Here is a 24,221-nt window from a genome sequence, read left to right as displayed (position 1 = left end):
TCGAGAGCCCGTAGACTTTTCTGGCGCTTCCGTGCGCCGCCGAGAGGTGCACGACCACCCTCGTCACCCCGCCCCACTCGCGTTCAGGAGACCATGTGCCGGATCAGGGCACCCCGACAGATCTGCACGACGCCGACCTCGATCAGGAACAACAGCGCGTCACCCTGCTCTACGACCGCCTCGACGCTCTGCGGACCTACGCACAGTCGCGGCTGAGCGCCGTCCTGCTCCAGACGGGCGGGACACCGCAGGCGCGCAGCGAACGCGAGTCCTACTCGGCTCTGTACAACGACGACATCGCGAAGTACGACGCGTCCGAGAACGGTCTGTGCTTCGGTCGGATCGACGTCGAGGACGACGCGCCGCGCTACATCGGCCGTGTCGGCATCCTCGACGAGGACGACGACTACCAGTCATTGCTGTACGACTGGCGCGCCCCGCTGGCCCGCCCGTTCTACCTCGCCACGCCCGCCGCCCCCGAGGGCGTCGTACGCCGTCGCCACATCCGGACGCGCAGTCGTCGCGTCACCGGGGTGGCGGACGAGTACCTGGACCTCCGGACGGCGCAGGACGCCGGCGTCGCCACCGGATCGGACGGTGTCGCCGGAGAGAGCGCTCTGCTGTCCGCGCTCAACGCCGCACGCACGGGACAGATGAACGACATCGTCGAGACGATCCAGCGCGAGCAGGACGACATCATCCGGTCCACGCATCGCAGCGTCCTGGTGGTGCAGGGTGGTCCCGGTACCGGCAAGACGGCGGTGGCCCTGCACCGCGCCGCCTACCTGCTGTACACGTACCGCAAGCAACTGGACAAGAGCGGCGTGCTGATCATCGGACCCAACAGCACCTTCCTCGACTACATCGGCCAGGTGCTGCCCTCCCTCGGCGAGACGGGCGTGCTGCTGTCCACCATCGGAGATCTGTTCCCGGGTGTCGACGCGAGCCGTGAGGACACCGCGCGGGCAGCGGAACTCAAGGGTTCCCTCGACATCGTCGACGTCCTGGTCGCCGCCGTGCGCGACCGTCAGGAACTCCCGTCGGAGCCGGTGTCGGTCGACTTCGACACCTACACACTGCGGATCGACCGCAAGATGGTCACGCGCGCACGGGGACGGGCGCGGTCCTCGCGTCGACCCCACAACCTCGCTCGACCGATCTTCGTGTCCACCATGATCGATCTCCTCGCCGATCAGTTCGCCGCCATCGTGGGAGGTGACGTGCTCGACGGGTCGAATCTGCTGAGCCGTGACGACATCGCCGACATCCGCGACGAGATGCGGGAGAGCCCGGAGCTGATGGGCGCGATCGGCGCACTGTGGCCCGAGCTGTCGGCCCAGGACGTTCTCGCCGGACTGCTGGCATCGCCCGAACGGCTGCGGACGGCCGCACCGAGGTGGGCGCCCGAGGACCGTGCCGCCCTCGAACGGTCGGACGACGGACGCTTCAGCGGTGCCGACGCTCCCCTGCTCGACGAACTCGCCGAGCTCCTCGGCATCGACGACGCCGCGGAACGCGAACGGGAACAGCGTCGCTGGCGCGCCCAGATCGAGGACGCTCAGGGCGCGCTGGACATCCTGACCGGATCGGCACCGCAGGATCTCGAGGACGAACTCGATCCGGAGATCCTCATGGCGTACGACCTCATCGACGCCGACCGTCTCGCCCAGCGTCAGGGGCACGGCCGCAGGTTGACGGCGGCCGAACGCGCGGCCGGCGATCGCACGTGGACCTACGGCCACGTGATCGTCGACGAGGCTCAGGAACTCTCGCAGATGGCGTGGCGAATGGTCATGCGCCGCATACCGAATCGATGGATGACCCTCGTGGGCGACGTGGCCCAGACGGGCGACACGGCGGGTGCATCGTCCTGGCAGGACGTTCTCGGCCCCTATGTGGCGCAACGATGGAAGCTGACCGAGCTCACCGTGAACTACCGCACACCCGCGGCGATCATGGAGATCGCCCGGCGGGTTCTCTCGACACTCGACCCGGCCGCGTCGATCCCGCGGTCGGTGCGGGACAACGGCGAGACGCCGTGGGCGCATCGAGTCACGGAGGCCGATCTGGTGTCGGCGGTCGAGCGCCACGTCGCTGCGCATCCACGCCCGGGTATGTCGGCGGTCCTGGCACCCGCGGACGTCGCCGCGCGGCTCGCACATCTGGGGACGGACGACGTCCGGGTGTGCACGGTGCGCGACGCCAAGGGCCTCGAGTTCGACTCGGTGCTCATCGTGGAACCCGCACGGATCGTGGACGACTCGGCCCGCGGCCTGAACGATCTGTACGTGGCGCTCACGCGCGCGACACAGCGGCTGGGAATCGTCCACACATCGCCGCTACCGGACGTGATGGGACCCATCGCCCCCGTGACGCAGTGATGCCGTCACGGCACGAACAGTTCGTGCCGTGACGGCATCCAGCGGTGGTTCGAGCGTCAGTGCGTGGTGTGCACGATCAGCACGTCGCAGCGCGCCTTGCGCGCCGCATCGGACGGAACCGAGCCGAGCAGGCGGCCGGTGAGCGAGTTCAGTCCCCGGTTGCCCACCACGAGCAGATCCGCCTTCACCTCGCCGACGAGCTCGAGCAGCGAGTCGACGGGGTTGCCCACCACGGGACGCTCCTCGATCGACGAGGCGCCGGCTGCGACCGCACGCTCCCGCGCAACACGCAAAATCTCCTGTGTCGGAGCGGATCCCGTGATCTGGTACGCGTCGTCCTTCAGTGCGTCCGCGTCCTGCGAGGACGCTTTCGAGTCCGCCGGGTAGTACGCGCACGCGATGTAGAGCGTCGCGGCGGAATCCCCCGACAGCGCTGCCGCCTTCTCCACGGCCCGCAGTGACGAATCGGAGCCATCGGTTCCGACGACGACGTTGCGGTAAGCGCTCATACATTCCTCCAGTGGTCATGTCCCGACGATCATCGAGTGTCGATTCGAGACATTAGTCGCAGCGGCGACCGCCCGACGCGGCTTCCGGTCGAAAGCACGCGCCTCCCCCCTCGCATACATTGAAGTAATGCCACGACCCCGATTCCGGTTGCCCGGACGCGCCTCCACGCTCGGACGACCGGTGATCGTCGTCGTCGCGGTGCTCGTCGTCCTCGCCCTCGCCGTGGCGTCGTTCGCACTTCTGCGCGACTCGAACGGTTCCGCGTCGTCGGTGCGGACGGAGGACGCCGTCCGCACCCTTCCGGAGAGTCCGGGCAGCAGTGCCACCGTCGACATCGACACGACGCTGTACCTGCCGGACACGGACGCGCCCGCGCCGGCGGTGTTGTTGGCCCACGGCTTCGGCGGCGACAAGAACTCGGTGGCCGCCCAGGCGCGGGATCTCGCGTCGCGAGGGCTCGTCGTCCTCGCGTACAGCGCACGCGGCTTCGGCCTCAGCACCGGCAGCATCGGCCTCAACGATCCCGATCGTGAGGTGGCCGACGCTCGCGGCCTGATCGACTACCTGGCCACTCGCCCCGAGGTGCAACTCGATTCCCCGGGTGACCCTCGGGTCGGTGTCGCCGGTGGTTCCTACGGCGGCGCGCTCGCGCTCATGGCGGCCGGAACCGATCCTCGCATCGACGCGGACGCCGCCTCGATCACGTGGAACGACCTGAACCAGTCCCTCTTTCCCAACTATTCGGTGGCCGAGCCGTCGTCGCAGGCACCGACACCCGCCGTGTCCGAGGGCAGTGACGCCGGCGTCCTGAAACGCGGCTGGGCCGGCATCTTCTTCGGCGCCGGTGCGGCCCCTGCTCCCGGTGGAAGCGGCGACGCCCCGTCGTCGACCGCCCCCGCTGGAGCATGCGGCCGGTTCGCCCTCCAGGTGTGTCTCGCGTACGCGGAGTCCGCGGTGAGCGGACAACCGTCCGAGGCCACCAGCGAACTGCTGCGTGCGCGCTCGCCCCGGTCCTTCGCCTCCTCGATCACTGCACCCACCCTGCTCGTGCAGGGCCAGCGCGACACCCTCTTCGGACTCGACCAGGCCGACGCCACCGCGCGGCAGATCGCGGCGGCTGGCGGCTCGGTCCAGGTGCGATGGTTCGACGGCGGCCACGATGCGGGCGGCACCGACGCCACCGCGGACGGTGCGGTCGCGGACTTCCTGGTACAGCATCTGACCGGGGACGGGACCGACTCCGCGCGCGCCGACTCGACGTTCACGTACGCGTTGGCCGGCGACCCCACCGACCAGGGCGATCGGGCCCGCGAGCTCACCGCCGCCGCATATCCGGGGCTCTCGGACGCCACCCCGACCGAACGCCAGGACTTCCCGCTCACCTCGGCCACCGGCAACGACACTCAAACCGTCGTCCGGCCGCCCGGTGGGTCTCCAGCAGCTCTCACCTCCCTGCCCGGGGTCGGCTCCGCCTCGGTCCTCGGCGGCGCCGCGGCCGGACTCGGCGGGGCTGCGAGCGCACTCCTGACGGGCGACATACCGGGACAGACCGCGTCGTTCGTCACGGAGCCGCTCGACACGTCCTACACGATCGTCGGCACCTCGTCGGTGTCCGTCACCGTCGGTCCGACCACCTCGCCGAGCGGTACCGTGCTCTTCGCCAAGCTGTACGACGTGGCCGACGACGGTCGACGCACTCTGCCCAGCGGCCTGGTGTCCGCGGTGCGGGTCCCCCCGTCCGATCGACCGTCCACGGTGAGCGTCACGTTGCCGGGCATGGCATACCAGGTCGCCGCCGGACATCGCGTCGAGGTGGCGTTCTCCACCACCGACCAGGCCTACGCCGTCCCGCTCGAGCCCGCGGCGGTGTCGGTCACCCTCTCCGACGCCACGCTCGCGCTGCCCGAGGTACCTGCCGAGAACGCTGAGTCGACGTTCCCGTGGGTTCCTGTCGTGGGCATCGCGGGGCTCGCCGTGGTGGTCGCCGCCCTCGTCGCTCTCGCGTCGTTCACCTCTCGGCGTCGCACCGTCGCCGAGGTGGACGAGTCGCTGGTGGACGTTCCGCTGGTGATCACCGATCTCGCGAAGAGCTACTCCAACGGCTTCCGCGCGGTGGACGGCGTGTCGTTCCGCGTCGGCGCGGGGCAGGTGCTCGGGCTCCTCGGGCCCAACGGCGCCGGCAAGACCACCACGCTGCGCATGCTGATGGGCCTCATCACGCCCTCCAGCGGCGAGATCCGAGTCTTCGGGCACCTGGTCTCTCCCGGGGCGCCGGTCCTCTCTCGACTCGGTTCCTTCGTCGAGGGTTCCGGATTCCTGCCCCATCTCTCGGGGATGGAGAACCTGGACCTGTACTGGAAGGCGACCGGCCGACCGGCGGAGGACGCCCATCTCGAGGAGGCACTCGAGATCGCCGACCTCGGCACGGCGATCCACCGCAAGGTCCGGTCGTACAGCCAGGGCATGCGGCAACGACTCGCCATCGCGCAGGCGATGCTCGGACTCCCGGACCTCATGGTCCTGGACGAACCCACCAACGGGCTCGACCCGCCCCAGATCCGCACCATGCGCGACGTCCTCATCCGCTACGCGCAGACGGGCCGCACGGTCCTGGTCAGCAGCCACCTGCTGGCGGAGGTCGAGCAGACCTGCACCCACGTCGTCGTCATGAACAAGGGCGTCGTCATCAGCTCCGGGACGGTCGACGATCTGATCGGCGCGAGCGGTCCTCTGGAGTTCCGTGTGGACCGGCCTACCGATGCCGTCTCGGTGCTGCGAGGCATCGACGGCATGGGTGAGGTCGTCGAGGCGGAACCGGAGGGCGCGATCAAGGCGCAGCTCGGAGTGCTCGATCCCGCGATGGTGGTGCGGACGTTGGTGAGCGCCGGTATCGGCGTCTCCTCCGCGTCGCGATCGACACGACTCGAGGACGTCTTCCTCGACCTCGTGCACGACGACACCGACCGACTCCGCCATGCGGCGGAAGCGTCCTCGGGGAACGGAACGACAACATGAGCGCCGACAGTCGACCGACGACCACCACCGAGGCGCATCCGGACGGCCGGGTCGCGGGGTACACCCCGGCGGGCACGCTGTCGTTGCGAACCGAGCTGACGCGGCAGTTCACGCGGCGGAGAACCCAGTTGTCCCTGGGCTTCCTCGCGCTGCTGCCCGTCATCATGGCCATCGCGTTCACGGTGGGCGGGTCGGACTCCGACACCGCCAGCGGGAGCCTCATCGATCTGGGCACGCAGAGCGGGGTGAACTTCCTCGTCTTCGCCCTGTTCGTGTCGGTGGGATTCCTGTTGATCGTGGTGGTGGCGCTGTTCTTCGGCGACGCGATCGCCAGCGAGGCATCGTGGTCGAGTCTGCGCTACCTGCTCGCCGTCCCTGTTCCGCGAGGTCGGCTGCTGCGACAGAAGGCACTGGTGTCGGCGATCCTGTCGCTCGCCGCGCTGTTCACGCTCGTGGGGGTGTCGCTGATCCTGGGCAGCGTGCTGTACGGCGTGGGATCGCTGGTGTCACCCTTCGGCGACGCCCTGTCGTTCGGGCTGTCGATCGGGAGGCTCGCGATCGGCGTCGTCTTCATCGCGATCAATCTGACGTGGGTGGCCGGGCTGGCACTCGCCCTGTCGGTGTCCACCGATGCGCCCCTGGGCGCGGTCGGCGGCACGGTGATGGTGTCCATCGTGGCCCAGATCCTCGACCAGATCACGGCGTTGGGATCGCTGCGCAACCTGTTGCCCGGCCACTACTCGACGTCGTGGACGAGCGTGCTGTCGCCGACGCTGTCGTGGAACGACCTGCTCGACGGCGCCTTCTCCTCGCTCGCGTACGCCACCATCTTCGGCATCATCGCGTGGCGACGATTCGCGACGAAGGACATCACGAGCTGACGACGAGGCCCGGCACCGTGTCCGTCGGTGCCGGGCCTTCTCAGGTTCGGCGACGGATCAGGACAGGCCCGCGGCGTCCATCCCGCGCAGCTCCTTCTTGAGGTCCTGGATCTCGTCGCGCAGACGGCCTGCCAGCTCGAACTGCAGTTCGCGCGCCGCGTTCATCATCTGATCGGTGAGCTGCTTGACCAGGTCGGCCAACTCGGCGCGCGGCATGGTCGAGACGTCGCGCCCCTCCACGACACCGCTGCTGCCGGCCCGTCCCGCCTCGCCGGGTGCCCGCCGGCCGCGGCTGGCGTTGCGGCCCGATCCACCGATGTCCACGGTGGCCTCGGTGTCCTCCGCCTCCTCGTACACCTGGTCGAGGATGTCGGCGATCTTCTTGCGCAGCGGCTGCGGATCCACGCCCATCTTCTCGTTGTAGGCGATCTGCTTGGCGCGGCGACGCTCGGTCTCCTCCATGGCGTACTGCATCGAGTCGGTGATCTTGTCGGCATACATGTGCACCTGGCCGGACACGTTTCGGGCGGCACGGCCGATGGTCTGCACCAGACTGGTCCCGCTGCGCAGGAAGCCCTCCTTGTCGGCGTCCAGGATCGCGACGAGGGAGACCTCGGGGAGGTCCAGACCCTCACGGAGCAGGTTGATGCCGATGAGCACGTCGTACTCGCCGAGCCGGAGCTGACGCAGCAGCTCGACGCGTCGGAGCGTGTCGATGTCGGAGTGCAGGTAGCGCACCCGGATACCGAGCTCGAGGAGGTAGTCGGTGAGATCCTCCGCCATCTTCTTGGTCAGCGTGGTGACCAAGATGCGCTCGTCCTTCTCGGTGCGCTGGCGGATCTCGTGCACGAGGTCGTCGATCTGGCCCTTGGTGGGCTTGACGACGATCTCGGGGTCGACCAGGCCGGTCGGGCGGATGACCTGCTCGACCACCTCACCGCCGCTCTGTCCCAGCTCGTACTTGCCGGGGGTCGCCGACAGGTACACCGTCTGCCCGATGCGCTGCGTGAACTCCTCCCACGTCAGGGGCCGGTTGTCGGTGGCCGACGGCAGCCGGAAGCCGAACTCGACGAGGTTGCGCTTGCGCGACATGTCCCCCTCGTACATGGCACCGATCTGGGGCACCGTCACGTGGGACTCGTCGATGACGAGCAGGAAGTCGTCCGGGAAATAGTCGATGAGAGTAGCCGGCGCCGTCCCGGCGGGTCGCCCGTCGATGTGGCGCGAGTAGTTCTCGATGCCGGAGCAGAAGCCGACCTGCTTGATCATCTCGAGGTCGTACTGCGTACGCATACGCAACCGCTGGGCCTCGAGCAGCTTGCCCTTGCCCTCGAGGTCGGCGAGCCGCTCTTCGAGCTCGGCCTCGATGTCGCGCACCGCACGCTCCATGCGCTCGGGCCCGGCGACGTAGTGGGTAGCCGGGAAGATGCGCACGCTGTCGACCTGGCGCACCACGTCGCCGGTGAGGGGGTGCAGGAAGTACAGCGCCTCGATCTCGTCACCGAAGAACTCGATACGGACGGCGAGTTCCTCGTAGGACGGAATGATCTCGACGGTGTCGCCGCGCACACGGAACGATCCGCGGGTGAACGCCATGTCGTTGCGGGTGTACTGCACATCCACGAGCAGCCGGAGGAACTTGTCGCGCGGCACCTCCTGCCCCACCTCGAGATGCACCGAGCGGTCGACGTAGGACTGCGGTGTGCCGAGACCGTAGATGCACGACACCGAGGCGACCACCACGACGTCGCGACGGGACAGCAGATTGGCCGTCGCCGAGTGGCGGAGGCGCTCCACGTCGTCGTTGACCGACGAGTCCTTCTCGATGTAGGTGTCGGTCTGCGCGATGTAGGCCTCGGGCTGGTAGTAGTCGTAGTACGAGACGAAGTACTCGACGGAGTTGTTGGGCAACATCTCTCGCAGCTCGTTGGCCAACTGAGCCGCCAGTGTCTTGTTGGGCGCCATGAGCAACGTGGGCCGCTGCACCTGCTCGATCAACCACGCGGTGGTGGCCGACTTTCCGGTGCCGGTGGCGCCCAGGAGCACGATGTCCTTCTCGCCCGCCTGGACGCGCTTCGTCAGCTCCGCGATGGCCGTCGGCTGGTCGCCCGCAGGGCTGTACTCGCTGACCACCTCGAAGGGACGATCGCTGCGCTCGATGTCGCCCACGGGACGGAACTCGGAGTGCGCCAGGACGGGTTGTTCAGCTGCAAAAGCCATATCACCAGAGTAGGCCCGACCACCGACACAGTCGCCGTTCGGCGGGTCACACGACCCGGCCACGGGTACGCCGACCGTCCCTGTCGGACCTGCGCGTCACAATGGGCCCATGCTGCTCGCACGCGTCGTCGAGACCTCGGCCACGGTGGCCGCCACCCGGTCGCGCAAGGCCAAGGTCGTGGCGCTCGCCGCGCTGCTGTCCGAGTGCGCTCCCGAGGAGGTCGCCCTGGTGACGCTCTACGCGTCGGGCACTCTGCGTCAACGCCGTACCGGCCTGGGGTGGCGCAGCGTCGCCACCCTCCCCCCGGCCACCGACGCACCGACGCTGACGGTCGCCGCCGTCGATGCGGCGTTCGACGCCGTCGCGACGATGGCGGGCCCGGGATCGCAGGCAGCGCGCGCGGCGGCGGTGTCCGCACTGTTCGGCAGCGCCACCGACACGGAGCAGACCTGGCTGCGCGGCGTGGTTACCGGTGAGGTCCGCCAGGGTGCGCTCGACGCGCTGGTGCAGGAAGCCGTGGCGTCCGCGGCCGACGTCCCGCTCCCCGAGGTACGCCGGGCCGCGATGCTGTCGGGATCCACGGTGACGGCCGCGACGGCCGCGTTCACCGGCGGGTCGGCGGCACTCGCGGAGCTGGGACTGACCGTGGGCCGGGCGGTGCTTCCCATGTTGGCCTCCAGCGCCCCCACCGTGGCCGAGGGTGTGGCGAAGGCGGCCGGTGGCGCCGGCGGCGCCGTGGCGCTCGACACCAAGTTGGACGGCATCCGTGTGCAGGTCCACCGCCGCGGTGAAGACGTCTCGATCAGCACCCGCAGTCTCGACGACATCACCGCTCGCCTGCCCGAGGTCGTCGAGTTCGTGCGCGCCCTGCCGCTCACCTCCGTGGTGCTGGACGGCGAGGCGCTGGCCCTGGACGAGCAGGGACGCCCGCGGGCCTTCCAGGAGACGGCGTCACGCACGGCGCAGTCGACGGGTGTGACCGTGACACCGTTCTTCTTCGACATCCTGCACCTGGACGGTGCGGACCTGCTCGACCGTGCGCTGCACGAGCGGCTGGCCGTTCTCGACGCTCTGATCCCGGAGGGCAACCGGGTGCCGCGGCTGGTCACGGCAGACCTCGAGGCCGCGGACTCGTTCGCGGCGTCGGCGGTCGCGTCCGGTCACGAGGGTGTGGTCGTCAAGAATCTCGGTGCGCCGTACGACGCGGGACGACGCGGCGCTGCCTGGGTCAAGGTGAAGCCGGTGCACACGCTCGATCTCGTGGTGCTCGCGGTCGAGTGGGGATCCGGTCGCCGGTCCGGTCTGCTGTCCAACATCCACCTGGGCGCAGTGGATCCTGCCGGCGGCTTCGTGATGCTGGGCAAGACCTTCAAGGGCATGACCGACGAGATGCTCGCCTGGCAGACGGAGCGGTTCCTGGCTCTCGAGACGGGCCGGACCTCGCACGTGGTGCACGTGCGGCCCGAGCAGGTCGTCGAGATCGCGGTCGACGGACTGCAGCGTTCCTCGCGCTATCCGGGCGGCATCGCCCTCCGATTCGCGCGCGTGGTCCGCTACCGCGACGACAAGGCGGCAGCGGACGCCGACACGCTCGACGGAGTGCGGAGCATGTTCGCGCCGCCCACTCCGTGACGGTGCGCGGTACGGTGCGGACCATGACGGGTCTGGCACACGTGCACCCACCGAAGGTCGAGGTGTTCGACGTCGCAGGACGCACCAACACCGATCCGAAAGGGTTCGTCCGCCCGGTCGACGTGTACGAGACGACCGACTGGGGCCTCTACATGGCCCGTCCGTCGGACCATCCGTCCTTCGACTACCTGGAGTCGTGGATCGTGCCCAGCCTGGGAATCCGCGCGTCGATCTTCCACTATCTGCCCAACCATGTCCGCGACCAGAACCACTACGTCGACATCGGCGAGTTCGTCCACGACGGGGACGTGTGGCACTCGGTCGATCATTACCTCGACATCGTCGTCCGTACCGGCCGCGATGCCGAGCTCCTGGACGTCGACGAGTTGCTCGTCGCACACAGCACCGGGCTGCTCGACGCGCGGACGACGGAAGCCGCGATCCGCCGGGCGTCCACAGCCGTGGACGGGATCGCGGCGGCGAACCACGACGTGAACGGGTGGCTCGCCGCTCTCGGCATGACGACCCACTGGGCGGATCGCTGAGAGGCGATCAGTCCGCGGTCCACCCCGTCCGATCCGCCCACTCCACGACGTCGGGATACACGCTGTCGAAGTACGGCGCCTTCTCCCCCACGTACGCCTCGATGGCGTCCGCGTACTCGCCGTGTTCCGCCGCCCGCGCGGCAGCACGGGTCTTCACCTCGAGGTACGCCTCCCGAGCGGCAGGGTCGGCGCGAAGCCGGTCTCGGAACATGAGCGCGAAGACCTGTCCGGGGTACCCGTCGACCCGGAGGTGGATGTTCACCGGTCGGCCCGGGTCGGCGGCACCGTGCAGACGCTTCTCCCACAGTGCTGGATCGGCTTCCCCCGGCACCGCCGACGGCTTCGGGTCGTCGGCCGTGATGTGTTCGATGCGCGGAAAGGTGGCCGCCGACAGCGGATCACGCAGCGCGTCCGCGGTGGCGAGATCCGCCACCGTAACCTGGATGTCGAGGACGTCCTTCGCCGGGAAGCCGGGAACAGCGGTGGATCCGATGTGGTCGATCCGTATCGCTCGGTCGCCGCACGCGAGGCGCACACGATCGATCGCGCGCTGCGCCTCGGCGGGCCACATCGGGTCGGCGGGCACCACGCGAGGGGCGGCCCAGGCCACGGTCTCCGAGCGGAGGTTCGCCGCGAAGAGCTCGAGTCGATCGGCCCAGAACTCACGGACGATGGCCTCCAACGCTTCCGGTGTCCCGGAGTTGTCGAGCCACACGTCGGCGGCGGCGCGGCGCTGCTCGTCCGTCGCCTGGGCTGCGATGCGGGCGCGAGCGTCGTCCTCGTTCAGTCCACGCGAGGCCACCAGCCGTCGCACCCTCTCCTCCGCCTCGACGTGGACGACCACGACGAGGTGAAACGCTGCGGCGGTGCGGGATTCGACGAGCAACGGGATGTCGTGCACCAGGACGCAGTCCGGCGGGGCGCTGTTCACGAGCTCGGTCGTGCGCTGCCCGATCAGTGGGTGCAGGATGCCGTTGAGCGCGAGGCGTGATTCCTCGTCTCCGAACGCCTTCGCCGCCAACGCCGGACGATTCAGGCTGCCGTCGTCCGCCAGGATGTCCCCGCCGAAGCGCTCGACGAGAGCGGCCAGTCCGGGCGTGCCCGGCTCCACGACCTCGCGCGCGATCTTGTCGGCGTCCACCACGACGGCGCCGAGGTCGGCGAGGGTGCGTGACACCGTCGACTTCCCCGCGCCCATTCCACCGGTCAATCCGATTCTCAACACGGACCCAGTGTGGCCGAGTCCGGCGCGCGGCGCATCAACACGCCGCGAATCACCAGTCTCAAATGCACCATGTTTCCCAACCTGTCGGTTATCTTCGAGGCGCACAACAGGCTTTCGTATTTTCTCCGGAAGGCTCCGCGAGACGGTACTCGACAGGTAAAGGACGGGCATGAACACCATTGCGGGAGAGGGAGTCGGTCGGATGCAGTCCGGGCGGCACCGCCTGGGCATGTCCGACGGCGTCCACTGCATCCTGATCCCTCAGGTCGCCGATGCGCTGGCGGAACATCGCCGCAACTGGTTCACCTCGCTCATCAGCCCTGCCCGCCACAGCTTCGCGTCCATGCGTAAACGCGGCGTGCAGATGGGCACCGGCTGGAGTGCAGCCGCAGCGAGCTGACCCACCGCACCACCGACCACACGAGAGAAGGCCCGATCCCGCGCGGATCGGGCCTTCTCTCGTGTGTGGAGCCGGTGGGGAGCCGGTGCCACGAACCGGAGAAGCCCCGAACCTGTGCGGTTCGGGGCTTCTCTCGTTCAGCGGTCGATCAGCGGATCATGCTCCGCCGGACAGCTTCTCGCGGAGAGCGGCGAGCTGAGCGTCACTGGCGAGCGATCCGCCGGTGGACTCGGGAGCTGCTGCCGCCGGTGCACCCTGTGCGGACGGAGTACCGGTCTCCGAGGAGTAGCCGGCCGCTGCGTTGGCAGCTTCCTGCGCCTCGTCGGCCGCGGTCTTCTCCATCTGCGCGGTGTGCATCTTGTGGCGACGCTCCGCCTCGGCGTAACGGCCTTCCCACTCCTCGCGCTGCTTGTCGAAGCCCTCGAGCCATTCGTTGGTCTCGGGATCGAAGCCCTCGGGGAAGACGTAGTTGCCCTGCTCGTCGTACGAGTCGGCCATGCCGTACTTGGACGGATCGAACTCGGCGCTGTAGTCCTCGTTGGCCTGCTTCAGCGACAGCGAGATGCGGCGACGCTCGAGGTCGATGTCGATGACCTTGACGAGCGCGTCGTCGCCCACGGTGACGACCTGGTCCGGGACCTCCACGTGGCGCTCGGCCAGCTCGGAGATGTGGACCAGGCCCTCGATGCCCTCTTCGACGCGCACGAACGCACCGAAGGGAACCAGCTTGGTGACCTTGCCCGGGACGATCTGACCGATCGCGTGGGTACGGGCGAACTGACGCCACGGGTCTTCCTGCGTCGCCTTGAGCGACAGGGAGACACGCTCGCGGTCCAGGTCGACGTCGAGAACCTCGACCGTGACCTCGGTGCCGACCTCGACGACCTCGGACGGGTGGTCGATGTGCTTCCAGGACAGCTCGGACACGTGAACCAGGCCGTCGACTCCGCCGAGATCGACGAACGCGCCGAAGTTGACGATGGAGGACACGACGCCCTTGCGGACCTGGCCCTTCTGGAGCTGGTGCAGGAATTCGCTGCGCACCTCGGACTGCGTCTGCTCGAGCCATGCACGGCGCGAGAGGACGACGTTGTTGCGGTTCTTGTCGAGCTCGATGATCTTGGCCTCGATCTCCTTGCCGACGTACGGCTGGAGATCGCGGACACGACGCATCTCGACGAGCGACGCGGGAAGGAAGCCACGGAGACCGATGTCGAGGATGAGACCACCCTTGACGACCTCGATGACGGTGCCCTTGACGGCCTCGTCCTTCTCCTTGAGCTCCTCGATGGTGCCCCAGGCGCGCTCGTACTGTGCGCGCTTCTTCGACAGGATCAGACGACCCTCTTTGTCCTCCTTGGTGAGGACGAGAGCTTCGACCTCATCGCCCACGGAGACGACCTCGTTGGGGTCGACGTCGTGCTTGATGGAGAGCTCGCGAGAGGGGATGACGCCTTCGGTCTTGTAACCGATGTCGAGCAGGACCTCGTCGCGGTCGACCTTGACGATCGTGCCCTCGACGATGTCGCCATCGTTGAAGTACTTGATCGTCGCGTCGATCGCGGCGAGAAAATCCTCGGCGGAGCCGATGTCGTTGACGGCTACCTGCGGCGAGGTGACGGTGGATGAGGCCATGTGGTGAGTTGCTCCGGACGGGTTGGGGTCGGTGGATGGATGTTCGGTCGGACAGACTCGTTCTTCCTGCGGACAGGACACGCGTGCTGCCGTATCTTGAGCGCTGGGAGACGAGACACGACGCGGTCCCCCCGGACACGTCACGGACCCTCGCCGACGAGCGGGAGTCCGACCACGTGCACGCGAAGACAGACATTCGCGTATCGAAGACTACTCGGTGCCCCGCGCACCGAGCAAACCCGGTTACCGTGTTGCGCGTGTACACAGAAACCCCCGGCGATCTCGGTGTTCCGGCACGTCCGACCGGGTCCACGCCCGGCCCCACTCCCGCCGCCGGCGCGGCCCCCGCGGAGCCGCTCCCCGGTCGCCGCCGCGTCGACTCCCGATCCTCCGAGCGGGCGTCCCGGTCCTGGTGGGACCAGGATTCCGACGAGTACCACCGCACCCACGGCGACTTCCTCGGCGTGACGAGCGAGGCCGGCGAGTTCGTGTGGTGCCCCGAGGGTCTGCACGAGGGCGACGTGCATCTGCTCGGTGACGTCGAGGGGCGTGACGTGCTCGAGATCGGATGCGGATCCGCCCCCTGCTCGCGCTGGTTGGCCAGTCACGGTGCCCGCGCGACGGGCCTCGACATCTCGGCCGGGATGCTGGCGCACGGCGCTGCGGCGATCGCGGCTCGCGAGGCAGCCTCCCCCGGCAATCCGTCACCCGCGCTGATCCAGGCCTCCGCGGAGAACCTGCCGTTCGCCGACGCGTCCTTCGACGCGGTGTGCTCGGCCTTCGGCGCGATCCCGTTCGTCGCCGACTCCGCCGGAGTCATGCGCGAGGTCCGGCGCGTGCTGCGCCCCGGCGGACGGTGGGTGTTCTCGGTCAACCACCCGATGCGGTGGATCTTCCCGGACGATCCGGGCCCGGCCGGGCTGACCGCCACCATCCCCTACTTCGACCGCACGCCGTACGCGGAGTTCGATCCCGACGGCACCGCCACCTACGTCGAGCACCATCGCACGGTGGGCGATCGCGTTCGCGAGATCGTCGCCGCCGGGCTGACCCTGGTCGACATCGTCGAACCCGACTGGCCGGAGTGGCTCGATCGCGAGTGGGGTCAGTGGTCGCCGTTGCGTGGAGAGCTCTTCCCCGGCACCGCGATCTTCTGCTGCACCGCCTGACCGTCAGAGACCGCGCACCACGTGGGCGTCGACCGTCTCGAGGAACTCGCTCGTGGATGCGAGTCCCCCGATGTCCGCGGTACCGACTCCCGACGCGATGGTGGCCTCGACCGCCGCGCGGATCCGCTCTCCCACCCGTGCGTGATCGGCGGGCCCGGGTCCCGCCGCGAGGTGCTCGAGCATCGCGGCCACCGACAGCAGCAGCGCCGTCGGGTTGGCGCGGCCTCGGCCCGCGATGTCGGGGGCGGCGCCGTGGGCGGCCTGGGCCATCACCTTGGTGTCCGAGGCGTTGATCGACGGTGCCATCCCGAGCGACCCGGCCAACTCGCCGGTGAGGTCGGACAGGATGTCTCCGAACATGTTCTCGGCCACCAGGACGTCGAAGGTCTCCCCCGACCGCACGAGCTTCGCCGTGAGGGCGTCGATGTGTTCGTGGTCCACCTCGACGTCCGGGTGCCGCTCGGCCACCTCCATGCACACGTCCCTGAACAGCCCCGTCGTCAGTCGCAACACGTTCGTCTTGTGCACCACGGTCACGTGACGCCGACGGGTCTCCGCGAGGGCGAACGCCTGCTCGGCGATGCGTTCGCACGCTCGACGGGTGAACACCCCCACGGCGAGGGCGACGTCGGGAGTGGGCATGAACTCCCCGGATCCGACGGCCATGTTGCGGTCGGCGTAGAAGCCCTCGGTGTTCTCCCGGACGACGACCAGGTCCATGTTCGGACTCGTCGCCCGCACGCCCGGCAAGGCGCGCGCCGGGCGGATGTTCGCGTACAGATCGAACTCCTTGCGGATGCGACCACCCGGCGTCAGCTGTCCCCGCGTCTCCTCGGGGTACGACGCGCTGTCGTGCGGTCCGAGGACCCAGGCGTCCAGCTCTGCCAACGCGCTCAGGGTGCGCGGCGGTACCGCGTCGCCGAACTCGTCGAGTGCCGTACGACCGAAGGGCAGCTCCACCCACTCGACGGGCGTGGCACCCAGGGCCTGCACGGCCGCATCGACGATCTGTACCGTCCCGGGCACGATCTCGGTGCCGATGCCGTCGCCGTGCAGAACACCGATGCGGTGCGGTGCGCGGCGCGAGCCGGAGTCGTGGGGCTGTGCGGCCCCGGGATGCGCTGCACTCGTCATGGCCGCCATCATTACTCATCATGGTGCAGTCGGTGGAACTCCTCCTGGACGAGCGCAGCGACGATGCGATCCGGCGCGAGTGGAACTATCTCGCCGAGCTGGGGCTGCCGAGTCAGGCTCGGCACGCGGGGGCGTCCAACCGTCCGCACATGACCATCGCGGTCGCGTCGCGGATCGACGACGTCGCCGAGCGTCGGCTCGCCGCTCTGATCGCCGACGGACGAGACGCCGGGTCGTGGCGATTCCCCGAGTCGGTGCGCCTCGGCGGGTTGGTGGTCTTCGGCGGTTCGCGGGCGGTCCTGGCCCGGTCCGTCGTGCCGACCTCGGCTCTCCTGGATCTGCACGCGCGGGTGTACGAGGCGCTCGCCGACTCTCCCGGCATCCCCCCGCATCTGGAACCCGGGCACTGGACTCCGCACGTGACCCTGGCGATGCGCGCGCGTCCCGAGGACATCGGTTCCGCGGCATCGCATCTCGTGACCGATCTTCGAGACGTCGACGCCGAGGTGTCGGCCGTCCGCCGCTGGGACGGCGACGCGAGAGTCGACTGGCTCATCGGGTGACCGGCGGCGCGGCCACCGGGGCGCCTCGGCGCCTCGTCGTGACCACCACCCCGACGATGATGAGCGCGGTGCCGATCACCGCGTTCGCGGTGACCGACTCGTCGAGCACCAGGGCGCCGAGCGCGATGCCGACGACAGGACTGAGGTACGTCACGGTCGACGCGGCGGACGGTCCCCATCCCGTCACGACGTTCATGTTCCACAGGAATGCCAGTCCGGTGCCGGCACAGCCGAGCGCGAGCATCGACGCGACGACGGGGACGTCGAGACGCACCGCGTCGCTCGCCACCACGGGTGCCGCGACCAGCATCATCGCCGCGGCGACACCGATCTGCATCGTCGCCACCGCCAACGACGGCACACCCAGCGGGATGACGAACCGGCGCAGGTACACCAGCGCGACCCCGTAGGACGCGGTGGCGCCGAGGCAGGCCAGCTGCGCACGCGGGCTGCCTCCCAGACCGCTCTCCCACGGCGCGAACACCACGACGATGCCGGCGAAGCCGATCAGGAGGCCCGCGGTGCGCAGCAGAGTCGGCCGTTCGGCCGGAAGAAATGCGAAGGCCAGCACCGTCGTCATGAGCGGCGTCGTCGCGTTGACGATGGAGGCCGTGGCCGAGTCGATCTCCTGTTCCGCCCACGCGAACAGCAACCACGGGAGGATGCACTGCACCACCGCGAGGAACGCCGAGTGGAGCCACACGACTCCTCGCCGCGGCAGTCGAACGTGCATGGGTCGCAACAGGATCAGCAGCGTGGCCGCACCGAGGACGAGTCGCGCCAGAACCACCTGCACGAAGCTCAGCCCCTCGAGGCCCACCTTCATGAACAGGAAGCTCGCGCCCCACACCGCCGCGGTGGCCAGGAACTGCAGTACGAGCACGATCAGAAACGGTAGTCGCCGTGGCGTGTCACCTCGGCATGGGTGTCCGGTGTCCGATCCGCCAGCGCGAGGGCGGCGAGGACCGCGAGGAGCAGGAGGACTGTCGCGAGAACGAGGAAGAAGGTCATGCGAGAAATACTCCGCCGCACCGGATTCCGCGAACAGTGGCAGTAATGACATATTTCATCGTTTTCCTGCCATACTGGGCAGATGCTGACGAAGGTGGTCGTCCCGCTCATGCCGTTGACCGAGGCGTTCGAACTGGGCGTCGCGTGCGAGGTCTTCGGATTCGACCGGTCGGACGACGGACTGCCGGTCTACGACTTCTCGTTGATCGCGGCTGTCCCCGACCCGATCCGTACTCGGTTCGGCTACTCCATCGACGTCCCGTACGACCTCGATCGACTCGACGATGCGGATCTGATCATCATGTCCGCGGGTGGTACCGCGACGGCGCCGGACGGCACGTTCGCCTGCGGCACCGGTGACGGCCACGACCTCGAGCCGCTCGCCGAGAAGTTGCGCGCTGCCGTGGCGAGAGGCGCGCGCGTCGCGAGCCTGTGCACCGGCGCCTTCGTGCTCGGCGAGGCAGGACTCCTGGACGGACGTCGGTGCACCACCCACTGGCGCCACGCGGCGCGCCTGGCCGAGCGCTTTCCCGGCGCCACGGTCGACTCGAACGTGCTCTACGTCCAGGACGACAACGTCTACACCAGCGCCGGCACCGCTGCCGGAATAGACCTGTGCCTGCACATCGTGCGTTCCACACAGGGCGCCGCGGTGGCCAACGGCATCGCACGGCGCATGGTGGTGCCGCCGCACCGTGACGGTGGGCAGGCCCAGTACGTCGCGGTGCCCGTCCCCACCTGCGACTCGGACACCCTCGCCCCTCTCATCGACTGGATCGCCGAGAACCTGCGTGCGGACCTCACGGTGGACGTCCTGGCAGCACGGGTGTCGATGTCGCCCCGCACGTTCGCGCGCCGGTTCCAGGCGGAGACGGGCACGACCCCGGCACGCTGGATCAGCGATCAGCGTGTCCTCGAGGCGCAGCGACTCCTCGAGTCCGGTGATCTGTCGGTGGACGGCGTCGCGGACACCGTGGGGTTCGGTTCCGCCGCGGTGTTGCGGCAGCACTTCCTGCGGCTACGCCGCACCACACCGCAGTCCTACCGACGCACCTTCCGAGCGGCGCCCGTCTCGGTCTGATCGATCTCGGGAATGACGGCGCGGGTCCGCCTGTTGACGGTGGACAGAACATCATGCCGGAGCCCACACGAGGTGGGTCGGCACTCACGACGAAAGGATCCTCGTGGCAACGCAGACCCTCACCCAGCAGAACTTCGACGAGACCGTCACCGGTAACGACGTCGTTCTGGTCGACTTCTGGGCCGACTGGTGCGGACCGTGCAAGCAGTTCGCCCCGACCTTCGAGAAGTCGTCGGAGCAGCACCCCGACGTCGTGTTCGGCAAGGTCGACACCGAGGCCGAGCAGGGACTCGCCGCCGCCGCGAACATCCGCTCGATCCCCACGCTCATGGCGTTCCGCGAGGGTGTCCTCGTCTTCGCGCAGCCCGGCGCCCTTCCGCAGGCCGCGCTCGAGGACCTGGTCGGCCAGATCAAGGGCCTGGACATGGACGACGTCCGCAAGCAGATCGCGGAGCAGCAGGCCGCGTCCGAGTGACCACCGCGGGCTGACACCCGCACCCACGACGGCGGGCGACGGAAGAGATTCCGTCGCCCGCCGTCGTCGTGTGGTCGCCTCAGTGGGCGGCGTCGTCCCAGGTGCGACCTGTTCCGACGGAGACGTCGAGCGGCACCGACAGCTCGATGGCGTGCGCCATCTTGTCGCGGACGAGTGCCTCGACCTCGGCGCGTTCGGACTCGACGACCTCGAGCACCAGTTCGTCGTGCACCTGGAGGAGCATCCGTGAGGTGAGCCCGGCCTCGACGAGTCCGAGCTGGACGTCGATCATCGCGACCTTGATGATGTCGGCCGCGGTGCCCTGGATGGGGGCGTTGAGAGCCGCGCGCTCGGCGACCTCGCGGCGCTGGCGATTGTCGCTCGTGAGATCCGGCAGATAGCGGCGGCGTCCGTAGAGAGTCGAGGTGTAGCCGACCTTGCGCGCCGCCTCCACGACCTCGTGCAGGTAGTCGCGCACCCCGCCGAAGCGGGAGAAGTACGCCTCCATCTGCTCCTTGGCCTCCTCGGTGGAGATCTTGAGCTGCTGGGAGAGGCCGTAGGCACTGAGCCCGTACGCCAGTCCGTACGACATCGCCTTGACCCGGCGGCGCAACTCGGGCGTCACCTCGTCGATGGGCACCCCGAAGGCGCGCGACCCGACGAAGCTGTGCAGGTCCTCGCCGGTGTTGAAGGCCTCGATGAGCCCCTCGTCCTTGGAGACGTGCGCCATGATCCGCATCTCGATCTGGCTGTAGTCGGCCGTCATCAGCGAGTCGTAGCCCTCGCCGACGACGAAGCCCTCCCGGATGCGACGGCCCGCGGACGTCTTGACCGGAATGTTCTGCAGGTTGGGCTCGGTGGAGGACAGCCGCCCCGTCGCGGCGATGGTCTGGTTGAACGTGGTGTGGATGCGACCGTCGTCGCTGACCGACTTGAGCAGACCGTCGACCGTCACCTTGAGCCGCGTGGCGTCCCGGTGATCGAGTAGGTGTCGAAGGAACGGATGCTCGGTCTTCTCGAACATCGACTGCAGCGCTTCGGCATCGGTGGTGTAACCGGTCTTGGTGCGCTTGGTCTTCGGCATGTCGAGCTCGTCGAACAGGACCACCTGCAACTGCTTGGGCGACCCGAGGTTGATCTGCTTGCCGATCACCGCGTAGGCCGCCTCGGCGGCGACACTCACCTCCCCGGCGAACTGGCTCTGCAGGTCGTGCAGATGATCGAGATCGATCGCGATACCGGTGTTCTCGACGGTGGCGAGCACGCCGAGCAGCGGCAGCTCCATGTCCGAGAGCAGCGGCGCGGACTCGATCTCGTCGAGCTCGCGGTCCAGCGCCTCCGCGAGGTCGAGCACGGCCTGCGCTCGCAGGATCTCCCCCTCGGCCACCGCTGCCTGCGTCTCGTCCTCGCTGTCGAGGAGGGACAGCTGAGCATCGCCGGCGTCCTCGATACGCAACTCGCGCTTGAGGTACCGCAGCGAGAGGTCGTCGAGAGCGAAGCTCCGCTGCCCCGGTCGCACCAGGTAGGCCGCGAGTGCGGTGTCGCTGGTCAGCCCGGCGACGGGCCATCCGCGACCACGCAGCGCATGCAGCGCCCACTTGGCCTCGTGGAGCGCCTTGGGCCGCGACTCGTTCGCGAACCACGCCGCGAGCGCCTGCTCGTCCTCGGCGGTGAGCCCGATGGTCTCGACGTAGGCACCCTCCCCGTCCGCCGACGCGAACGCCACGGCCGACGCGTCGCCGTCGAACGGCGACCGCGTCCCCACGACGGAGAGACCGGTGCGGACACCGTCCTGCGTGTGCGCGTCGAGCCACTCGGCGAGTTCACCGGGTTCGAGCGCGCGGCCCCGCACCTCGAAGCCCTCCTCCGCCTCGGGCTCGGTCGACGAGAGTGTGGCGAAGAGCCGATCGCGCAGCACGCGGAACTCGAGATCGTCGAACAGCGCGTGCACCCGCTCGCGGTCCCACGGCGCCAGCTGCAGCTGATCCGGTGTGTACGGCAGGGGGACGTCGCGCACCATCTCGGTGAGCTGGCGATTGAGGACGACGCTGGAGAGATTGGCGCGCAGCGCGTCGCCGACCTTGCCGCGCACGGTGTCGACCTTGTCGACCAGGTCCTCGAGGCTGCCGTACTCCCGGATCCACTTGGTGGCGGTCTTCTCCCCCACCCCCGGGATGCCGGGAAGGTTGTCGCTGGGGTCTCCGCGCAGGGCCGCGAAGTCCGGGTACTGGGCCGGGGTGAGTCCGTACTTGCTCTCGACCTCCGCCGGCGTGAACCGCGTGAGGTCCGAGACGCCCTTGCGCGGGTACAGGACGGTCACCTGGTCGTTCACCAACTGCAGCGAGTCCCGGTCGCCGGTGACCACCAGCACCCGGTACCCCGCCGCGACCGCCTGCGTGGTGAGGGTCGCGATGATGTCGTCCGCCTCGAACCCCGGCTCCGCCATCACAGGGATGCCCAGAGCTCCGAGGACGTCCTTGGTGATGTCGATCTGGCCCGCGAACTCGTCGGGCGTCTTGATGCGATTGGCCTTGTACTCCGGGAACTTGTCTGCGCGGAACGTCTGACGAGAGACGTCGAAGGCCGCGCCGACGTGCGTGGGCGACTCGTCCCGCAGCAGGTTGATGAGCATGGAGGTGAACCCGTACACCGCGTTGGTGGTCTGCCCGCTGGTGGTCTTGAAGTTCTCGGCGGGCAGGGCGTAGAAGGCGCGGTACGCCACCGAGTGACCGTCGATCAGCATCAGGAGGGGCGAGGACTCGGTTACTGGACTCACGCAGGTCAGTCTAGGGAGGCGTACCGACACGAGCGAGGTCGGCGGTCGACCGCTTCGAAACAAGACTGAAACATCGAAGAAATCGAAGCGGCCGTTCTCGATACCCGGAGCCCGATAGAGTCCGACAATTGCAAGCAGAGCCGAGATTCCTCGGCGTTAGTCGACCGTCCGAGAGGACCCCCGTGCCCCCCTCGAGTCCTCGACGGCCCGGACGAACGATGGCCACCGCCGCCCTCGTCCGCGCGCTCGTCGTCGTACTCCTCGGCCTCATCGCCGCAGCCACCTTCGGTGGAACGGCCCTGGCCCAGGAACCCACTCCGTCCCCCACTCCGAGCTCGAGCTCACCACCCGCGAGCGGCTCCGAGTCCGATTCCGCTCCACCCGCCGACGCGGTCGATGTCAGCGGAAGCCTGAACAACGCCGGCGAACGCCTCGTCGGCGTCGACGTCGTGGCCCTCGACTCCGGCGACTCCGAGGTGGCTCGCACCACGTCGGAAACCGGTGGGCGCTGGACACTTCCGGTCTCACCCGGCAGTTACACGTTCCGCGTCGACCCGGAGACGCTGCCCGACGGTGTCTCCGTGCAGAGCGACGTCGAACGCACCGTGGAGGCAGGTCGCGCCAACACCGTCATCTTCAGTTTCGGTGAGGAACGCAGCGCCACGGTCGTCCCGTTCTACGAGAAGTTCCTGCGCACCACCATCGACGGGCTGCGCTTCGGACTGGTCATCGCGCTCGCTGCGATCGGTCTGAGCCTGATCTTCGGTACGACCGGCCTCACCAACTTCGCGCACGGCGAACTGGTCACGCTCGGCGCCGTCGCGGCATGGGTCTTCAACCAGAAGCTCGGGATCCAGTTGATCCCTGCCACCGTCCTGGCGGTGATAGTCGGTGTGGCGGTCGGCTGGGCGAACAACGCCGGACTCTGGAGACCACTGCGCAGACGCAAGACGGGCCTCATCGGCCAACTCGTCGTCTCGATCGGTCTCGCGATCGCCCTGCGGTACCTGATCCTCATCTTCTTCTCCGACCGCGCCGAGCCGTACAAGGACTACCAGGCGCAGGTGCAGCGTGAGTGGGGGCCGTTCGCCATCACCGACGTCAACCTCGCCTGCATCGTCATCAGCGTCGTGGTTCTCGTGCTGGTCGCGCTCATGTTGCAGAAGACCCGCATCGGCAAGGCCATGCGCGCCGTCGCCGACAACCGCGATCTCGCCGCGTCGTCCGGCATCAACGTCGAGCGCGTCGTGACCTTCGTCTGGTGCATGGGTGGCGGTCTCGCCGCTCTGGGCGGCGTGCTGTTCGGGCTCTCCGAGCTCGGCGGACGCGTCCAGTGGGAGATGGGCTTCAAGCTCCTCCTGCTCATGTTCGCCGGCATCACCCTCGGTGGCCTCGGGACGGCGTACGGCGCCCTGCTCGGCTGCGTCATCGTCGGTCTGCTGGTGCAGTGGTCGACGCTCGTGATCAACCCCGACCTCAAATACATCGGAGGATTGCTCGTCTTGATCGTCATCCTCATCGTCCGGCCGCAAGGCATCCTGGGCTCGCGGCAAAGGATCGGCTGACC

At 68.6% G+C, this 24,221-nt stretch carries 19 protein-coding genes; 11 read left to right on the top strand and 8 right to left on the bottom strand.

What is annotated here, in order from left to right:
- The first annotated feature begins 95 nt into the window (after window positions 1-95).
- On the top strand, window positions 96-2,381 hold the full coding sequence (locus JOE30_RS13535; RefSeq protein WP_204867228.1) for an ATP-binding domain-containing protein: 2,286 nt from the start codon (window positions 96-98) through the stop codon (window positions 2,379-2,381).
- 56 nt (window positions 2,382-2,437) lie between these two features.
- Here the strand turns inward: JOE30_RS13535 and JOE30_RS13530 are convergent, their stop codons facing one another.
- Window positions 2,438-2,890: a universal stress protein gene (locus tag JOE30_RS13530; protein WP_027506754.1), complete on the bottom strand. Its 453-nt coding sequence runs from the start codon at window positions 2,888-2,890 to the stop codon at window positions 2,438-2,440.
- 127 nt (window positions 2,891-3,017) lie between these two features.
- Between JOE30_RS13530 and JOE30_RS13525 the strand changes: the two genes are divergently transcribed.
- Both JOE30_RS13525 and JOE30_RS13520 read left to right on the top strand, forming a co-directional pair.
- Window positions 3,018-5,906 (top strand): alpha/beta fold hydrolase, encoded by a 2,889-nt coding sequence (locus JOE30_RS13525; protein ID WP_204867227.1) that lies wholly within the window; start codon window positions 3,018-3,020, stop codon window positions 5,904-5,906.
- Complete coding sequence (locus tag JOE30_RS13520; protein WP_204867226.1) at window positions 5,903-6,787, top strand: ABC transporter permease; 885 nt, start codon at window positions 5,903-5,905, stop codon at window positions 6,785-6,787. The genes JOE30_RS13525 and JOE30_RS13520 overlap by 4 nt, the downstream gene beginning before the upstream one ends.
- A 57-nt stretch (window positions 6,788-6,844) precedes the next feature.
- Here the strand turns inward: JOE30_RS13520 and uvrB are convergent, their stop codons facing one another.
- Entirely contained in the window at window positions 6,845-9,007 is a 2,163-nt protein-coding gene (uvrB, locus tag JOE30_RS13515) for an excinuclease ABC subunit UvrB (RefSeq protein ID WP_027506756.1), read from the bottom strand.
- Window positions 9,008-9,116: 109 nt separating this feature from the next.
- Between uvrB and JOE30_RS13510 the strand changes: the two genes are divergently transcribed.
- Together JOE30_RS13510 and JOE30_RS13505 are read left to right on the top strand one after the other, a co-directional pair.
- Window positions 9,117-10,640 (top strand): ATP-dependent DNA ligase, encoded by a 1,524-nt coding sequence (locus JOE30_RS13510; RefSeq protein WP_204867224.1) that lies wholly within the window; start codon window positions 9,117-9,119, stop codon window positions 10,638-10,640.
- A gap of 23 nt (window positions 10,641-10,663) precedes the next feature.
- Entirely contained in the window at window positions 10,664-11,185 is a 522-nt protein-coding gene (locus JOE30_RS13505) for a DUF402 domain-containing protein (RefSeq protein WP_204867222.1), read from the top strand.
- A 7-nt stretch (window positions 11,186-11,192) separates the two neighbouring features.
- Here the strand turns inward: JOE30_RS13505 and coaE are convergent, their stop codons facing one another.
- Window positions 11,193-12,410 (bottom strand): dephospho-CoA kinase, encoded by a 1,218-nt coding sequence (coaE, locus tag JOE30_RS13500; protein WP_204867220.1) that lies wholly within the window; start codon window positions 12,408-12,410, stop codon window positions 11,193-11,195.
- A 169-nt stretch (window positions 12,411-12,579) separates the two neighbouring features.
- Between coaE and JOE30_RS13495 the strand changes: the two genes are divergently transcribed.
- Complete coding sequence (locus tag JOE30_RS13495; RefSeq protein ID WP_081821417.1) at window positions 12,580-12,810, top strand: hypothetical protein; 231 nt, start codon at window positions 12,580-12,582, stop codon at window positions 12,808-12,810.
- Window positions 12,811-12,966: 156 nt separating this feature from the next.
- On the opposite strand, the gene rpsA is transcribed toward JOE30_RS13495, so the two are convergent.
- The gene (rpsA, locus tag JOE30_RS13490; RefSeq protein ID WP_027506761.1) at window positions 12,967-14,445 is read right to left on the bottom strand and encodes a 30S ribosomal protein S1; all 1,479 of its coding nucleotides are present in this window, start codon (window positions 14,443-14,445) and stop codon (window positions 12,967-12,969) included.
- 257 nt (window positions 14,446-14,702) lie between these two features.
- On the opposite strand from rpsA, the gene JOE30_RS13485 reads away from it, so the two are divergent.
- Window positions 14,703-15,614, top strand: a complete 912-nt coding sequence (locus JOE30_RS13485; RefSeq protein WP_204867218.1) for a class I SAM-dependent methyltransferase — start codon at window positions 14,703-14,705, stop codon at window positions 15,612-15,614.
- 3 nt (window positions 15,615-15,617) lie between these two features.
- On the opposite strand, the gene JOE30_RS13480 is transcribed toward JOE30_RS13485, so the two are convergent.
- A complete protein-coding gene (locus JOE30_RS13480) occupies window positions 15,618-16,748 on the bottom strand; it encodes an isocitrate/isopropylmalate dehydrogenase family protein (protein ID WP_204867216.1) in 1,131 nt (376 codons plus the stop codon).
- A gap of 20 nt (window positions 16,749-16,768) precedes the next feature.
- Between JOE30_RS13480 and JOE30_RS13475 the strand changes: the two genes are divergently transcribed.
- The gene (locus JOE30_RS13475) at window positions 16,769-17,311 is read left to right on the top strand and encodes a 2'-5' RNA ligase family protein (RefSeq protein WP_204867214.1); all 543 of its coding nucleotides are present in this window, start codon (window positions 16,769-16,771) and stop codon (window positions 17,309-17,311) included.
- Here JOE30_RS13475 and JOE30_RS13470 read toward each other — a convergent pair.
- Window positions 17,301-18,194, bottom strand: a complete 894-nt coding sequence (locus tag JOE30_RS13470; protein WP_307806170.1) for a DMT family transporter — start codon at window positions 18,192-18,194, stop codon at window positions 17,301-17,303. The genes JOE30_RS13475 and JOE30_RS13470 overlap by 11 nt on opposite strands.
- Window positions 18,195-18,196: 2 nt before the next feature.
- A complete protein-coding gene (locus JOE30_RS21535) occupies window positions 18,197-18,322 on the bottom strand; it encodes a hypothetical protein (RefSeq protein WP_275581301.1) in 126 nt (41 codons plus the stop codon).
- 82 nt (window positions 18,323-18,404) lie between these two features.
- Between JOE30_RS21535 and JOE30_RS13465 the strand changes: the two genes are divergently transcribed.
- Both JOE30_RS13465 and trxA read left to right on the top strand, forming a co-directional pair.
- Complete coding sequence (locus tag JOE30_RS13465; protein WP_204867212.1) at window positions 18,405-19,403, top strand: GlxA family transcriptional regulator; 999 nt, start codon at window positions 18,405-18,407, stop codon at window positions 19,401-19,403.
- A gap of 103 nt (window positions 19,404-19,506) precedes the next feature.
- A complete protein-coding gene (gene trxA, locus JOE30_RS13460) occupies window positions 19,507-19,878 on the top strand; it encodes a thioredoxin (protein ID WP_204867210.1) in 372 nt (123 codons plus the stop codon).
- Between the two features lie 79 nt (window positions 19,879-19,957).
- On the opposite strand, the gene polA is transcribed toward trxA, so the two are convergent.
- Window positions 19,958-22,621: a DNA polymerase I gene (gene polA, locus JOE30_RS13455; RefSeq protein ID WP_204870380.1), complete on the bottom strand. Its 2,664-nt coding sequence runs from the start codon at window positions 22,619-22,621 to the stop codon at window positions 19,958-19,960.
- Window positions 22,622-22,872: 251 nt separating this feature from the next.
- On the opposite strand from polA, the gene JOE30_RS13450 reads away from it, so the two are divergent.
- Complete coding sequence (locus tag JOE30_RS13450) at window positions 22,873-24,219, top strand: branched-chain amino acid ABC transporter permease (protein ID WP_204867209.1); 1,347 nt, start codon at window positions 22,873-22,875, stop codon at window positions 24,217-24,219.
- The last annotated feature ends 2 nt before the right edge of the window (window positions 24,220-24,221 follow it).

It is taken from the genome of Rhodococcus sp. PvP016 (genome assembly GCF_017832185.1).
In the GTDB taxonomy this organism is placed as follows: domain Bacteria; phylum Actinomycetota; class Actinomycetes; order Mycobacteriales; family Mycobacteriaceae; genus Rhodococcoides.
Note: the sequence above shows the minus strand (reverse complement) of the source record. Positions and strands in the feature narration are given on the sequence as shown.